The following is a 15,510-nucleotide window of genomic DNA, read 5'->3' on the forward strand; positions in this document are numbered from 1 at the left end:
AGAATCATCAATCGCGCATATCATTTAAAATCAGCTTACGCAGATATTCCGACATTGAAATCTTTTCTCTATCTGCTCGTCTTTCAATCCAAGTACGCATATCTTCATTAATCCGGAGCTTAATTGTTGATTCTTTCTTATCCATAGTTGGTCTACCAGTCCGCATTGAAACACCTCTTTCTCGGTCTACCGTCCGTCATTTTAGGAACTGTCAAAGCCTCTTCTATGGACATTCCCTTGTTCTTAACACGATAAGCCACAGTTTCCATGGAAACACCAAATTGAGAACACCAATCTCTTGCTGGCTTCTCAACGCCATCTATAATCCAGAGTACTTTCTTTCTACCTGTAGGGCCAACCCATTCAGTGTAAGGCCTACGATTTTTCATCTGTACATTATCTGTTGCCCATCTGCAATTTGATGGCTCATAATTGCCGTTTACATTTATCCGGTCAATCGATAATTCATCTGAATATCCGTGGCTCAATGCCCACGTTTCAAATTCCTCATAAGAATCTAACCACTGAGGACAAATGCAAATTCCCCTGCCCCCATAATCCGTGTAGTTATCTGTCCGTGGATTGTAACACCTTTGTTTCATTCCTTGCCATATACGATATGTACGCCTACTGTACAATGGATTTTCTTTTTTAAGTGCATTTCGCATAAGCTCAACAGCCATACAACCACAACTTTTTACCACTCCAGTTTCCCAGTTATTTGGATTGACGTGTGTTATTTTTCCGCAGTCGCACTTGCAAATAAAACGCTTTTCTTTCCGCTTGTTTCTCGTTAACCCAGTAACTGTAAGAAAATTGTTTTTTCGTCCGATATAGGATTCATCATATTTTACTGGCTGAACATAATGCTTATGGCATTTTGAACCTTTCCATGTTCCATTAACAATTACGCTTGCCATAACCTGTTTTTCACCGCCACAAGTTAAGCACCTAACGGTCAATTTATCAGGATTACCAAATTCAACTTCAATGATCTCATAATCGCCATATCTTTTCCCAATCTCGGAAAGAATCAATGCTTTTTTATTTTTTAAAATTTTTTCAGATTCTACCCTTGAAGTTTCTTTTTGGCATTCACACGATTTAATCAATTCGGACCATTTATTACGACCATTTATCATCATACGATGAATTACTTTTCCGCAAAGAGAACATTTGAGCGTGACATCTTTCCCTCTTTCTGCAAAATCGTAATTTATATCCATTATTTCATAAACCCCATTCATGGTTCCAATTCGAGCTTTATAATCAGTCAACATACTGTCAGCAGTGAAAAGGTCAATTCCATGACTAATTAAATCCAACTTACTATTCATTGATAACTCCTTTTGTGGTACAGAATAAATTGTTTCCGGTTGCTCAGATAGGTAACTGGCCCCTGAACTTCTTACCCCTAGACCCCCTCGCCCTATCCTTTCAGCCTTTTACTGCAAGGACAGGGAGAAACAAAATATTGTACAAAATAATCATTGCTTTTACAGCATATTTCACAAAACAAGGTCATTACTCTACTCTTGCAATTTCAACTATTCGTTAAATAACCGTTTAACGCAGTCTTTACCTTGAATTCTGCATAAAATCAATCATGATTACTGTGCATGTTGTATATGTGGTATTGAATTTTATCTTTTGTGTGGGTAAAAGCAGATATTGTCAGAATATTTGATGTGTTAATCCGGTAATTCATCAGCCGATCCCGGCAGCAGGTCCACCGCTTTCGCCCTTTCCTCAATTTCAGCCCGGCTGTATTCCGGTTTCCCGGCCTTATCATCATAGGCTATAATTTGGACATTGTCCCGGTATCCGTAGTTGGCTTTTAGGGCAAACATACAACCGATATTCCCGGTTTGAATCACCTCGTCATACAAAGTTGATTCGCATTCTGCTTTCCATTTTTGCGCCGAAACGGAGTGTCCAGAGGCGACCCGACCGTCATATTCCCCCTTTAACCAGCTGTTTATAGTGTCCTTATTGATATTTACCATCATAGAAAATCTAAGTAACGTAGGCTTAATTCTACATGTACAACAGATAACAGTATAAATATCCCATAATATATTAAGTTCTTTGATATCATACTCTTTTGTAACTGTATTAAATCCAACTTTGTATTTACGTCCTATATCTTTTAATAACTCAGATAATCCTTGAGAAGTACAAAGATTAATATTACTATGTCTCTTTATAAACTCATTGGATATATCCATAATCGTAGCTGTAATATTATTTATATAGTCTCTATCATCTGTATTTTTATCATCTGTATTGAGCTCTATATTAAAGCTATTAACTGTATAATCATCTGATTTAGGCATAATATTTATAACTCCTTTCTGGCTCTTATACAGGTATATATAAAAGCTTTATATATTTATTACCTGGGGAAATATCATTGATATTCCATCAGGTTTATTTAATCTTTTACAACCTGATCTGCCATGGCAAATGTTATCTGGTCATCAGGATCGGGAATAATTTGATTTAACAGTTTGAGGCATTCATTCCGTTGTTCCTTATCCGTGCATTTTCCAGTTTCACAAAATCGGCAACTTTCCCGGCTGCATTTATTACTCATTCCTTGCATTTGCTCAACCCCTCAATGTTGGATTTATTAACAATCTGTGCTACTTGTGCTATATCCTATGGTTTTAAATGCCATTCTGACGTTCAAATTTGCGCCGTGCGCCGTTTTTAATATCTTCCATGGACATTTTCTTGTCTACCTCCTAAAAATCGCTTTACGGGCAAATAAAAAAGCCGCCACCTATCGCATTGTTACGTTCTGCGACGGGTCACGGCTCCTAGAGCTACCAGGGTGAAGGAGTAATATATAAAATCTATATATCCCTATCCTCCGAAATTGTATATATTAACGTGGCTATATACTGCCTTCTTTTAGTTTTCAATGTCTACACTTTAGCAGATATTTATTTATCTGTCAATATCTGGATATTTATTTTTATTATATACCCTATATAGTATTATACTTACCTCAGGGGATACAGAAAGCCTAAGAGTATATAATAAATAATCCCATATGTCTATATATATTTATAATATATTGGGCTAAAATATACGGATTTTTGCATACAAAAAGCAGGCTTCAAAACATTTTCTGCTCCTTGGCCTGCCTGATAAATTCGTCATGATAAATTGTCAACGTCAGGAAGATATACCCTTGAGTATTTCTTATAGAGCCCCCTCGGCTTTTTCAGATTAGCACAAAACAAATTTCAAATCAACCCTTGACAAGGAAATTTGTTTATGCTATTTGTATTATAACGGCCACCGGCATGGCTGCCCCAATCGGTTGCCGGAAAAGTTCAGACTTGCAGCAGATGTTGCAGGCTAACTTTAAATAGTTCACATTTATCGCAACAAGAATTATTGGAATTTAAAAAACTTTAAGGTCTCGACAGTAATTTAATTATAAATCTCTTTAATATGGATTTATTGAGTGTTGGACTCCTTTAACCCATGTTCCAATGAAAAAGCTATTTTTATATTATACTTTTCTAAATCTATTCTTATTGTTTCAATTAGTTTTCTATCTAGACAATATTCTTTGGTGTTTGAAGATGCAAAAACAATCTTATTTTCAAACCCATTATCTCTTAATAATTTTCCCAAATAAAGAGTTTCTTCAAAGATCATACAATCTTTATAAGAATCTTTACCTTTTTTTGCTGGTGCTATACCTTTTCTAACTCTAAAACCGGCATTAGATGCACATTCATTTATATCTTTATCATCTACAATAAGACCAATATCCAATAATTTTTCAGAAATATTTTTCAAGAAATCATCGACTTTATAGCTAACAAAACAAACCTCATTAATTTGTTTCTCAAAAATCAATTGAATTGCTTGACAAATCAACTTATAATTCTCATCACACTTTTCTATATACTTTTTTGATTCCATATATACACTTTCGAAATTATCGGACCACTCTTCAAGAATTAAAGATGGTAAAACTATTATAAAATCATTTTGCTCTTTTTTATAAAGATTAATTATATTTATTGCAGATTCTATTGTAGATAATTTATTTCGTTGAATTGCTCGAATGACATCTAGAATACAACAAGTATCTAGAACTAAAACTTTTTTATTTTTTTTAATTAGTTCTTTAACAAGATGTTGAAAACTAAATTTTCTGTTCATATCTATTCCTATAATGTTCCAGCAATGCCAAGCCTTGCTCATATTCAATTGTTAATTCAGTAGCATTTTCATCATCCCATCCCTCTTCAACTAACCATCTTCTTAAAATAGAAGTTACATTTTTATCCCCAGATATTACTGTTTGACAAATAAAATCATGCCATCTTCTTTGATCATCTGGATGAGATGATCCAGTAGATTTATTTGCCATAACAGAGAAAGCGTGTAGCTTTTTCTTGCTTTCCTCGGACATATAGTTTTCTAAACTGACATTTTCACTGGTTATTTCACTTTCTAGATTATATTTTTCTGCACATGGAAGAATACAATCCTGAACGCACTTATCTAAGATTGCATTGTATTCATCAAAATCAAGTTTACTCTTTTCACTCGGAACAATGTTTGATATTTTATAACCTACTCCATCACAATCTTTTAGATATAAATATACATTTGCCCTTTCAACTTCTTGACCTATATAAGAAAAAACAATAAAGTCATCATCAGATGGATTATTTGATTTTAACTTCCAATCACCGCTAACAAAACTGGCGATATTCAATTCAAATTCCTTTAAGTTAACACCATTTCCTCTTAAATAAAACTCTTTAAATGTTTTCATATAACCTCCTTTAAATACATCATTAACTATTTGTTATAAATGTTTTCGAACTGTCATTTTATTATATCTTATCTTAACTTATATTTCCATAATATTAAGCAAAAAAGTAAATAAATAATTAGTAATTCCTCATAATCAACTCCTTGTACCTTCTGCACCTGTCCTTATTTGCCAAATTATCCATTCTGTCAACTTCAATGAACGGATATCCTTTGTATAATTCCCGTATCTGCTGGCAGTCGTTATAAGATAAAACAAATCGTCCCTTCAAATTACCCAAAAACTTTCGCAACCTTTCATGATCCTCTGGGGTAAACCGATCCGGGTAGTATTTCTCTGCATCGTAGTAAGGAGGGTCCAGGTAAAACAGTGCGTCAGGCCTGTCATATGTTTTTATCAACCTTTCAAAGTCCTGGTTCTCAATTACAACTTTATTGAGCCGACAAGAAACTTCCTTTAAGTAATCCACTGCCTTATGTATATCTCTGGAGCTTACACCGAATGACCTGCAGTCTGTTCCAAAACTCTCTTTGATCAGGCAGAAGAACCGAGCTGCCCGCTGTATATCGGTCATTCCTCTGGTATTCCGGCTTAGCTCATCAAAGAACTGTTCTCGGGACATAAGAAGCCATTCTAATTCTTTCTGTAGCGGCTCCGGGTGATATTTAACCACCCGGTATAAATTGATTAATTCCCCGTTAGCATCGTTAAACACTTCCAATGAAGCATGTTTATCTTTTGAAAACAAAACCCATCCGGCTCCTCCGAACACCTCAATGTAACGTCCATATGAATCCGGATCTGGAAACTGCTCAAGAATCTGCTTTCTTAATAATTTCTTTCCACCAATCCAGCTAATAAAACTATTCATATACAAAAACCCCCTATTATCTTGGAAATTCTCAATAGAACAATTTTTCAGGAAAATTATTAATTATGAAACTGAGTAGCTATTTTCTGTATTACTTTTACTGTCACACCATTTCCAGCCTGCTTATAAAGTTGATTATCACTATTTACCATCGCAGCTTTATCAAAATAACAATCCCTCCAACCTTGTAGGCGGAAACATTCTCTCGGGGTAAGTCTTCTAATCCTTGGGACATTATCCTTTGCACATACAACTGCTTGATTACATGAAGTTGTCAGAGTATGAATCCGCCCTTTTCCAACCCTACCACGCATAGTTGTACTGTTTGGATAGTCTAATTTAATGCTATCTCCTACTTCTGCTATCGCATAACCTTCCTTACTGGCTTCTCGAATTAAAAAGCCTTTTCTAAAATCTCTGATTTTTGATGAAAGATTATCTTTGCGATTTGTTCCTGTGATAGGTAATACTTTTCTTCTACTTCTTCCTCTAAGAAATCCAATAATAAACACTCTTTCTCTGCTTTGAGGGATTCCGAAATCTTTAGTGTTGAGAACTTGCCATTCTGCATCATAGCCGATTTCATCCAGCTCAACGAGAAGTTTGGCAAAATCAAATCCTCTATTAACACTAAGTAGGTTTTTAACGTTCTCAATAAATAAGATTGAGGGTTTCTCCTCTTCTTTGAGGTCTCTAATAAGTCCTGTAACTGTAAAAAACAGACTTGAACGTTTCCCAGCGAATCCGATTCTTTTACCGGCAACAGATATGTCTTGGCAGGGGAATCCAAAACACCATATGTCTGCTCTCGGCAACTCTCTGGCTGAAACAGTTCTGATGTCATTTGCGTACCATTCACCATTTCTATATTTCTCCTTTAAAATCTCTTTTTGTCTCTCGCTTTTTGAAAGCTGAAGAAGGTACCGCTCTTGTTCTTTTGTAATTAAGTGCATTGATGTATAACTCATAACCGCAAATTTATCCCACTCACAGAAACCAACACAGTTATGACCTGCTAATTCCATTCCTCTACGATATCCACCAATGCCTGCAAAAAAATCCAAAAACGTAAGACTCATTTCAAAAAAAGCCACTGCAGTTTTACTCCGGACGCTTCGCTCCTTTTATTCTGATATCATAGTTGAGCATAACATAGGCAAGAACTGCACTTCTATGCAATATTTAATTAATACTTTTAAGTGCCTTGTCATGAATGTTATAAATTTGCCTGTCACTATACCCCATTTTATTTGCAATAGTTTCCCACTTACATCCCCATATATATCGGTACTTAAGAAGACGTTTTACCTGTTCGTCTTCCAGAGCCTCAATTTTATCATACAGTTCTAAGCAAATCTTTACCTTTTGATATCGGTAATAAATAATCTTTTCTTTTAAATCATTCAGGACAGAAACATATTTTTTATCTTGGCCATGGATATTCATTTCCTTTTGTATCATCTGAATTTCTTCCCCAGCTTCAGCAATGGCCGCATTGATCACAACCAAATTCTTTAACTGATTTTTTGTCTTATTATCTATCATGCTGAACACCTCTCTCTTACGCTTCTCAATGTATTAGGTGTTGATTGAGCATAATATATAGCGGTTACTGACGGAGTGGAATGTCTCAAAATTTCCTGAATGGTGCCGAGATCTACTCCCTTATTTTTAAGGTTCATGCCTAGCGTTTTGCGGAGTTTATGAGGATATACCCGGCACTTTAATTTTGCCCGGTTGCCAATAGTTTTTAAAATACTACGGATCCCTGAAGTTGACATTTGCTCATGGGGTGCTTTACATTGAGGAAACATAAACGAGCTATCATCATTCCTGGAATCAAGATACTGCCTGTAATAATATCGTGCTTCATCATCTAAGAATATAGGCTCATACCTATCATTCTTTTCTCCCTGGATCATAATATCCCCAGTGTTCCAATCTATCTGATCCAAGGTGATTTCCACCAGTTCTCCCACTCTGGCCCCGGTGCTCCGCAACACTTCGATTAAGGCCCGTTCCCTGAGGTTCTTACATGCGTCCCTCATCTTAGCCATCTCCTCTGGCTTGAAGTAATCAATTGGTTTTCTGATAGCCTTTAACGGATCCGTTGCTTCTACTGGGTTGTCACCGATTAATTTTTCTTTCCGCATCCAAGTGAAGAACGCTGACAGGAACCGTCTTTCATTATTAACGGTCACAGCCTGATTCTTCTTGCCGCCGACGTTCAAATTTCTCTTTTCATACCAGGATAAATAATAGCTGATATCGGATTCCTCAATTTTATCCAGAGGCTTATCAATCAGAGTAATCAGACGCTTAACAGCACTAAGATACGCTTCCTTTGTATTATCCTTGATTTTCTTCTTAACAAGGAAGAGCTGAATTATGTATTTATTCTTCTGATCCGTATCATTCTGGTACTCTGCCGGAAGGGTTGTTATCTCTTCCATATTGACATTAACAAATTCCTTCACAATTACCTGATAAAGAATATCCAAAACTTCTTTTGCCACATGGTCAGCCATGGCAACAATAATATTGTTGATAACCTGTGCTTTTACAGTTTGTCCATTCATAATATGTAATCTCCTTTTCCATAAATTTCAGTTGCTTAAGGAGACAATTTGACTTATAATATCCTTAAGCGTGAAGCGGTAGAAGAACTTTGGTCGGGGACTCTGCCGCTTGTTTATTGTTGCTGATTCGAATGTATGTTCTTTTATAACTATTTTTTTACCGGGGTCTATGCCCCGGCTTTTCCCTTAGTTTGTGATAATAAAAAACTACCAGCTCTATACTGATAGTTGGTAGTTTTTACCTTGTTTGCCATAAGATCAAATCTATTTTCTTTACATTAGTTATTGATATATCTGGATACCTCTTATTAAAAAGTTCAATTGCCTTTTTTGCTTCATCTGTCTGTAAATAATTTTCATACCAATCGCAGATCCTATCATATAGTAAAATATTCTTATTTAATCTGTCCTTGTCTGAATAATACGGTGATTTCAATCCAAGATTTTTTAATACAAAGGAATCCCATACGGGCTTCTCTGGATCAATGGTTGCGACCAACTTGCTGCTGAATGAAGGTTCAATTCTTCCAAGTCTCTCATGTATGTATCTGATTACTTCTTCAAAAGACACTTTTTTAGCCTTAGAATCTTCAAGCAGTCCATAGTAACAGTTATAGAACTCTGGACTTCTCTGCCTAATTCGATAAAAAGCATTAAATTTCCTTTGAAATTCTTTGTCCTCAAAAGTGTTCGTTTTATAAAGCCTATCCATGATATAGTTATACTTTTCCAGACCACTTCCTATCTTATCCAATGACTTGCTTATATGTAATAAATCCATACTGCCCTCCAAGATATCTTAATACTTATATATTAACCTACTTACTACCAACTATCAATATTCAATTATCAAAGAACAATATTACTTTTAAATCTCAGTTTATCGTGCTGATTTTAATTTTAAATATCGATGCTCAACTCCATATGGGTCATCTGGTTCCCAATCGGCACGTAACTGGCATTCTTCACATTCAATTTTATCCCTACCAACGCATAAGGGGTAAGCATTATTCTTTTCTGGTTCAAAACACTCTGGGTGTTTACATCTTTGCTCCATACTCTGCTCCTTTTCTCCCGGTACTCCGGGAAATCCTAATTTTGCGGCATAACATATTCTGGATCTTTAAAGTTCCAACCAATGATAGTCATTTCTGAAAATACTTCCGTTGTTCGCAGCATGTCTCCATACTTACCGCATTCTATACGTTCACCTGGCTTATTATCGGAAGTACAGTAAGATCGCGCACCCTTGCATTTCAATGCTGTAGCCCATAACAACACTGCCATCTTGTTTTGTGATTTTCATTCGCACCTCCTAAACCGTTCCATCAGGTGATCCTTCCAGTCAACTCTTACCTCTTGGCATTCAGTCTGCCGGTTGTATGTATTCAAGATATCGCAGACATACTTATCCATCTTGCACTCGGCACATATATCCTCCAGATCCTCCTTGCGTTCCGTCTCCCAGAGGAACCGGCACAGATGATCACATAAATGCTCCATCATAGGAGTTACGATCTTTTCCATTTCATTTTGATCTGCCATTTAAAAAGCTCCTTTCATTTTGCTTGCTATACTATAACTGGAAAATTTTTCCAAAATATTTATAATGATTTTCTGCTATAATGCAGTTGTATATCTTAGGCTTCAGGGAATTATATTGCCTGTGGCTTAGGTATAGCTTTTTCATACTCATACCGGCAGGGGAAACCTTGCCGGCCCCCCAACACTTTCAGCTATTACTCACTGGATTCCATTTCCTCAATCTTTCTAAACAAATCCATTTCCTCATGATCCTTTTTCGGATACTGTTGATATGTAGCCTTGACCTGCTTCCCTGCCGCGTACTGGTTGTAATAATGTTTAGCCAGTTCTATAGGAATATCCTGGTGCTTTCCAGTTAATGTACACTTGCTTTTATCACTGTAAACGATCCTTATTTTCCACATAGCCTGTTCGACCTCCTTTCATTTTTTGCAACAAAAAACCAACTACCGAATATTGATAGTTGGTTTATAATTTAAAAATGTTATTTCTTTGACTTATATTATTTGCCTAAATATCTATTTGTAATGCACTCATACATATCTCCAATTTCTTTTTCTAATCGCGTATAAAACACTACATATGTATCAGAATTCATCTCCCCTTCATTAAGTATTAAATCATCTTCTATTTTTTGTATCAGCTTAAGCATTTCTTCATAAAATGTTTTGTTATGATACTTAAAAAAAATAGATTTTTTTCTAATATCCCTAAGCACTTCTATTAACTGATTTATTCCACCAAAATTATTATCACTATAATGTAGAAAACATCTTGCCTCAGGAAAATCTTGCATTAAAAATTGATTATACAATTTATTAAAATATTCTGCCTCTAAATTCGTTTTGTTTAGCATTTTATTCCAATTATATTCAAATATTGGGGATATTATAGATATTATTATCGCAGCTATTGATACTCCAAAAGAAATTTTTTCCATAACGTTCTCCTATGACATTAGATCTTCGTAGATATCTTTCTTAAGCTCTTCATTTGATGTCTCAATAACTATTTTTTCTTCAATCCCTTCATACCCAATTCTATCAATTATTTCTGCAAAAAATCCTTGTGTAAAAGATGATGCTATACGTTGTATATTATCTGGGATTATTATATGATTTTTAGAGTTGTAATCAATAAAGTCTTTCGCTTGTTCTCTAAAGACTTCTCGTCCATACGGATTACCAGCTAATCTTGTCGCTGATTTATCAAATTTTAAATAAATTTTATTTTCCATTATCATTCACCTCTCAAAACGAAATTCAAATTATATGCTGTGCCAGGCATGTAAATTAAACTTTCTGATATAACTTCCTTACTAGGTATACATTTAATATAATCCTTTTCAGAGTTAAATCCTACCCAATTATTAGAATTATATTCTAAAAGCTCCGAATAAAAAGATATTGACTGATTCCCTGAAATAACATAACACCTATAAGTATCTGATCGTTTCCCTAATGACTTAATTAATTGAGTAAGTCCTGTTCCACCTGTTCGGGAAAATTTTTCTCTTCCGGAAATCTTATGTTGAAAAGTTGTTATGTTACAAAAATCTTCTTTTTTATATTCATCACTGAACATCTTCTTATGATTATCAAATGCACGAAGGACTTCTTTATATCTTTCATCAACAATATTATCAGAATTATTTAAAATATTGTTATTAATGTCATCACCTAGTAAAATATTTGAAAAATTAACTACAGCTATATTTATGCCGTAATATGTATAGCCGTCACTAACACCTCTTATCTTCTTTTCATAATCACTGGTCACATCAATATCAATTAAGCAATCTGTTTTTGCATGTTCACAAGCATTACCAACAAGTTCTATTATAACCTTTCCAACTTCATCTCTACAATCATTATTAATTCCAAATGGTTTTAAAAAAATGTCAATTTCTTCATAAAGCTTACCCAGATAATTAGTATTTTCAATACTACAACCTTTTATTACTCTACGAAAATGGTATCCAAAGGTATCATTAAAGAATTTAGGAATAAACTTTTGTACACTTTTTGTTGTAGTCATATTTAAAAGTAATAGAGGTGAGGATACAATCCCTTTTGTTTCTATGGATTTTATTACGTCCGCATATAGCTGCACATAATGCCCTCGCCTAATTAAATCATAACATATACACTCAAACAAGACATACGTAAGTTTATCTATAAACTCTATTTTACCTAAGTATATCTCAATTGGGATTTTAATACCTTTATATTGCTTGCGTAATGTATTAACAAAATTTATTATTTTGTTAATGGTCTCACCACTAAAAATATTAGATTCCTCTTTTATATGTAATTGTACAACAGCATTTTTGATCTTTATCTTGGAACCAGTGTTACTATTTTTTAAAAATAAGAGTTCAATATTTTCCATCTTTCATACCATCTTATTCTATAGAATCAAAAAAATTACTCTTATTATATAGAATACAATAATTTATACCAACTATCAATATTAAGTTTCCAATGTACAATATTTCTTTCACAATCTCTTCACAGATCCATCAAATTCCCGTCACAATTCCTCGGTATATAATACTTGTAAAGAGGCAAACAACCTTTTAATATAAGACTTTTTTCATAACAGCCGGTAGAATTCCCCCGATCTTACCGGCTTCCTCCCTTTTTTCAAGCAAATCTAAGCTGCGCCTTGCTATCATCAATCCTCATGTTCGGCATTCGCTCTCCGATTTTCAGATACGGGCAGGCAGTATAACAAAGTTTCTCGGCCATCAAAGGGACAACACTATTTCCAATTTTCTCAACTTGTAGAGTTTTGGGATAAAGCTTTCCGTTTGGCATCTTAAACTCAATAACATAATCTTTTGGAAAGCCCTGTCCCAGTTTCAATTCTTCAGGCTTTAACATTCGGAACCAGATATCTACGATCTGATATGTCACTCCGTCTATGGCCACAAGGACAAGTCCGAACCGGTCCTTTGTAACAATGGTACCTATTGGCTCATTCAGACTTTGACCGATTCCATGACCGTAATACTTGATCAGGAAAGCTGATACCATAGCAAAGTGTCCGGGAGAGGTAGCGATTGTATGTATTGGTTCATTAACACTCTGACCGGTTCCTGTTTTATAAAACTTTGACAGAAAGCAAGTCACAAGCGCATAACGGTTCGACGTATCAATCGTCTGTATAGGTTCTTTCAAACTCTGCCCTCGTACTTCGCCTTTTGCTGTTTCGGAATGATACTGTATAAGGAATGGGGCTGCCAGTTTGTCCGGAAGAATAAACCGGTTCGGATCATCTACTACAAACTTTTTAATACCTGCCGCTATGCGGCTAAGCGTTTTATCTTTCAATGGTCGCTTCCTGGTAAAAATGGAGCTGCCTAAATCGGTGAAATCAATATCCTGACTAATGGGCTCCCAAGGTTTCATTCCATTTGTGCCATTCTTTGAATGAGTCTGTTCTGGCCAGACAATAGGTCTTCCATCAGATCTAAACTGTCCGTACCAACGCTCTCTGGTTGTATGAGCTCCATAATCCGCAGCAACTAAGACCCGGCATTCAAACTCATAACCAAACTCTTTCATAAGGCGAATGAATTTATTGTAATACTCTCCTTCTTTAGCTTTGATCGGCTTATTGTTTTTATCCAATGGCCCCCATTTCTGAATTTCCTTAACGTTCTCCATCATGATCACTTCCGGAACTTTTCCCGTTGCTTTTAAAATCAGCTTACACTGTTTCCATACTCCCATTGGAAGAATCCGTAAGCCCCTCTCAATCGGTTTGGATCCTTTTGCGTTTGAATGTGAAGTACAGTCAGGACTCGCCCATACAAAGCTGACTTTCTGTCCCCAGGTAAGGAACTTGTCAATTTTGACTCTCATGATATCTTCCGTGAAATGGTGTGTGTATGGATGATTGTATTTGTGCATTGCTATTGCAGCGGCATTATGATTAATTGCATAATCAAAGCATCTGCCCCATGCCATTGTACCGCCTACACTTACGCCCCCGCCGCCACAGAAGTAGTCTATAATTACATCTCTCATTTTTCTAAAGAAGCCCGGTATACCCTTGCCCCGGCCGGAGGCTGGCTCCTTTCATTATTTTTGTTTTCCTGCTCTCCAGATCTGTTCAAGTTCTTCCAAGATTACGTGAATCAGGAGATTTGTTGCAAAACTACAATTACCATATTCTTTGGAGATAGTCCCAATCGTGCCGACAAGACCGTCCCAGTATTCATCTGTATCATTTGGCTCGTTGTACTGCTTAAACAGTTTCCACGTTTTAACAAGGCACTCTTCATATTGCTTGTCCTGAAGTGGAGTACCGCCGGCTTTAATTCTCTTTACCTCCTGCAAAACAACTAAGCAAAACAATCTTCGCATGACAGGATTATTATGTTTTTTTAACATCTGCGCTACATGCTCCGGCTTGACCATCTGGTAATTTTTCATAAGCGTCCAAGCGTCCGTATATGCAGACCGATATTTCTGAATTTCACTTTCGTTCATATCCCACCGCCTTTATGCTCCGCTCACAGGCAAAGCAGGTATTATCACCAAATCTTCCATCGTAATGCTTGCAGGAGCCGTAACGCTTCCCGGTCCACCTCATTACAATCTTTCGTAAAAGCATATGTAAATTATATTTCAAGACTTTGCCTCCGTTCCTAATCAAGAAACTATATCACTGAAAAACGGAATGAAGAATGCCCATAAGCACACTGGATTTCTTGTAAAACAGATTCCAACTAATACCGCCACACCTACGCTTACCCATTTAACCCAATTTTTCAAAGGTCAATCTCCTTTCTTAAATCTTTGTTTAGCTGATAAAATCATATATATTTGTCTGCCCTGCAGGTTCAAAATTCATCCACAATATTTCCCTTTTCTTGCTGCTGACCTGCGAATAACACGTTGTTTCTTCCCGGTACCAGCCCGATAAACGGTCATTATATAAATCACTATCATATCCACTTAATAGCACCGGGCCTTTGTGAGCCAGTAACACGTCTATCAAGTCATTCTGCTGCTTATCGTCCATTTCGTGGCGGTACTGCTTTCCATGCCTTGTACTCAGTACATAAGGAGGATCAGCATAGATCAAGACTTTGGGATTATTAAATCGTTCTATCAGTTCCACGGCCGGACGATTTTCAATCTGTACTCCCCTTATACGCTCCGCTGCTTTCATTATCTTGTCAGGAAGATTACACCAATCCGATGCGGCGTAAGCCTTTTCACGCCCCTGTACATCATTCTTCCAGCCTACCTTTTCGCCATTGGTTCGGAAGCCATGACCCATATTCAGCCTTATGTAAAAATTGACTGCTTTCTGAAAGCTGTCCTCTGGTACCGTTCTAAAGGCATCATCATAAATCTGCCTGGCATAAGGAGTTAAATATATTTCTCTGGCCAGTCTTTCTGGGTCCTTACGAATCCATTTAAAAAGGTTTACCACATTCCCGTCCAAATCGTTTACAGTTTCAATGTTTGACCTGGGCTTATTGAATAGAACTGCTCCGCTGCCGAAAAACGCTTCCAGGTAGCTGTGATGCTCTGGGAAAAAACTTATAATCCAGTCGGCAATACTCCATTTACTTCCTGGATATTTCATAACTGCTTTCATTCTTTTTGAAAGGAGCCAGGATATCCTGTTACGGTGGCCACCGCTCCAGCCTCCTTTCATTTTTTCGCAATAAAAAAACCAACTAC

At 36.2% G+C, this 15,510-nt stretch carries 20 protein-coding genes; all 20 read right to left on the bottom strand.

Going from position 1 to position 15,510, the window contains the following annotated elements; translation table 11 throughout:
* Nucleotides 1-7: 7 nt before the first annotated feature.
* The 20 genes from ACLTWA_RS02560 to ACLTWA_RS02655 all read right to left on the bottom strand — a co-directional run bounded on the left by ACLTWA_RS02560 (nt 8) and on the right by ACLTWA_RS02655 (nt 15,412).
* On the bottom strand, nt 8-145 hold the full coding sequence (locus tag ACLTWA_RS02560) for a plasmid mobilization protein (protein WP_412325975.1): 138 nt from the start codon (nt 143-145) through the stop codon (nt 8-10).
* Between the two features lie 7 nt (nt 146-152).
* Nucleotides 153-1,337, bottom strand: a complete 1,185-nt coding sequence (locus tag ACLTWA_RS02565; RefSeq protein ID WP_412325976.1) for a hypothetical protein — start codon at nt 1,335-1,337, stop codon at nt 153-155.
* A gap of 354 nt (nt 1,338-1,691) precedes the next feature.
* On the bottom strand, nt 1,692-2,336 hold the full coding sequence (locus ACLTWA_RS02570) for a hypothetical protein (protein WP_412325977.1): 645 nt from the start codon (nt 2,334-2,336) through the stop codon (nt 1,692-1,694).
* Nucleotides 2,337-3,471: 1,135 nt separating this feature from the next.
* Nucleotides 3,472-4,188 carry a PIN domain-containing protein gene (locus ACLTWA_RS02575; RefSeq protein ID WP_412325978.1) on the bottom strand — a complete coding sequence of 239 codons (717 nt, stop codon included), beginning with the start codon at nt 4,186-4,188 and terminating at the stop codon, nt 3,472-3,474.
* Nucleotides 4,172-4,810, bottom strand: coding sequence for a hypothetical protein (locus tag ACLTWA_RS02580; protein WP_412325979.1), 639 nt, complete (start codon nt 4,808-4,810; stop codon nt 4,172-4,174). Before ACLTWA_RS02580 ends, ACLTWA_RS02575 begins: the two co-directional genes overlap by 17 nt.
* Before the next feature lie 118 nt (nt 4,811-4,928).
* Nucleotides 4,929-5,681, bottom strand: coding sequence for a DNA adenine methylase (locus ACLTWA_RS02585; RefSeq protein ID WP_412325980.1), 753 nt, complete (start codon nt 5,679-5,681; stop codon nt 4,929-4,931).
* 59 nt (nt 5,682-5,740) lie between these two features.
* Complete coding sequence (locus ACLTWA_RS02590; protein ID WP_412325981.1) at nt 5,741-6,775, bottom strand: DNA cytosine methyltransferase; 1,035 nt, start codon at nt 6,773-6,775, stop codon at nt 5,741-5,743.
* Nucleotides 6,776-6,863: 88 nt separating this feature from the next.
* Nucleotides 6,864-7,226, bottom strand: a complete 363-nt coding sequence (locus ACLTWA_RS02595; RefSeq protein WP_412325982.1) for a hypothetical protein — start codon at nt 7,224-7,226, stop codon at nt 6,864-6,866.
* A complete protein-coding gene (locus tag ACLTWA_RS02600) occupies nt 7,223-8,260 on the bottom strand; it encodes a tyrosine-type recombinase/integrase (protein ID WP_412325983.1) in 1,038 nt (345 codons plus the stop codon). Before ACLTWA_RS02600 ends, ACLTWA_RS02595 begins: the two co-directional genes overlap by 4 nt.
* Nucleotides 8,261-8,498: 238 nt before the next feature.
* A complete protein-coding gene (locus tag ACLTWA_RS02605) occupies nt 8,499-9,041 on the bottom strand; it encodes a hypothetical protein (protein WP_412325984.1) in 543 nt (180 codons plus the stop codon).
* A gap of 521 nt (nt 9,042-9,562) precedes the next feature.
* Nucleotides 9,563-9,805: a hypothetical protein gene (locus tag ACLTWA_RS02610; protein ID WP_412325985.1), complete on the bottom strand. Its 243-nt coding sequence runs from the start codon at nt 9,803-9,805 to the stop codon at nt 9,563-9,565.
* A 194-nt stretch (nt 9,806-9,999) separates the two neighbouring features.
* Nucleotides 10,000-10,209: a hypothetical protein gene (locus ACLTWA_RS02615; RefSeq protein ID WP_412325986.1), complete on the bottom strand. Its 210-nt coding sequence runs from the start codon at nt 10,207-10,209 to the stop codon at nt 10,000-10,002.
* A 98-nt stretch (nt 10,210-10,307) separates the two neighbouring features.
* On the bottom strand, nt 10,308-10,745 hold the full coding sequence (locus ACLTWA_RS02620; protein WP_412325987.1) for a hypothetical protein: 438 nt from the start codon (nt 10,743-10,745) through the stop codon (nt 10,308-10,310).
* Nucleotides 10,746-10,754: 9 nt separating this feature from the next.
* Nucleotides 10,755-11,042 carry a hypothetical protein gene (locus ACLTWA_RS02625; RefSeq protein ID WP_412325988.1) on the bottom strand — a complete coding sequence of 96 codons (288 nt, stop codon included), beginning with the start codon at nt 11,040-11,042 and terminating at the stop codon, nt 10,755-10,757.
* A 2-nt stretch (nt 11,043-11,044) separates the two neighbouring features.
* A complete protein-coding gene (locus tag ACLTWA_RS02630; protein ID WP_412325989.1) occupies nt 11,045-12,196 on the bottom strand; it encodes a hypothetical protein in 1,152 nt (383 codons plus the stop codon).
* A gap of 254 nt (nt 12,197-12,450) precedes the next feature.
* Complete coding sequence (locus ACLTWA_RS02635) at nt 12,451-13,839, bottom strand: DNA cytosine methyltransferase (RefSeq protein ID WP_412325990.1); 1,389 nt, start codon at nt 13,837-13,839, stop codon at nt 12,451-12,453.
* A gap of 54 nt (nt 13,840-13,893) precedes the next feature.
* Complete coding sequence (locus ACLTWA_RS02640; protein WP_412325991.1) at nt 13,894-14,304, bottom strand: hypothetical protein; 411 nt, start codon at nt 14,302-14,304, stop codon at nt 13,894-13,896.
* Nucleotides 14,291-14,446 carry a hypothetical protein gene (locus tag ACLTWA_RS02645; RefSeq protein WP_412325992.1) on the bottom strand — a complete coding sequence of 52 codons (156 nt, stop codon included), beginning with the start codon at nt 14,444-14,446 and terminating at the stop codon, nt 14,291-14,293. Before ACLTWA_RS02645 ends, ACLTWA_RS02640 begins: the two co-directional genes overlap by 14 nt.
* Before the next feature lie 20 nt (nt 14,447-14,466).
* Entirely contained in the window at nt 14,467-14,589 is a 123-nt protein-coding gene (locus ACLTWA_RS02650) for a hypothetical protein (RefSeq protein ID WP_412325993.1), read from the bottom strand.
* A 28-nt stretch (nt 14,590-14,617) separates the two neighbouring features.
* Nucleotides 14,618-15,412: a DNA adenine methylase gene (locus tag ACLTWA_RS02655; RefSeq protein WP_412325994.1), complete on the bottom strand. Its 795-nt coding sequence runs from the start codon at nt 15,410-15,412 to the stop codon at nt 14,618-14,620.
* Nucleotides 15,413-15,510 lie beyond the last annotated feature (98 nt).

Origin of the sequence: Lacrimispora sp., assembly GCF_046972725.1 — a bacterium.
Lineage (GTDB): Bacteria > Bacillota > Clostridia > Lachnospirales > Lachnospiraceae > Lacrimispora.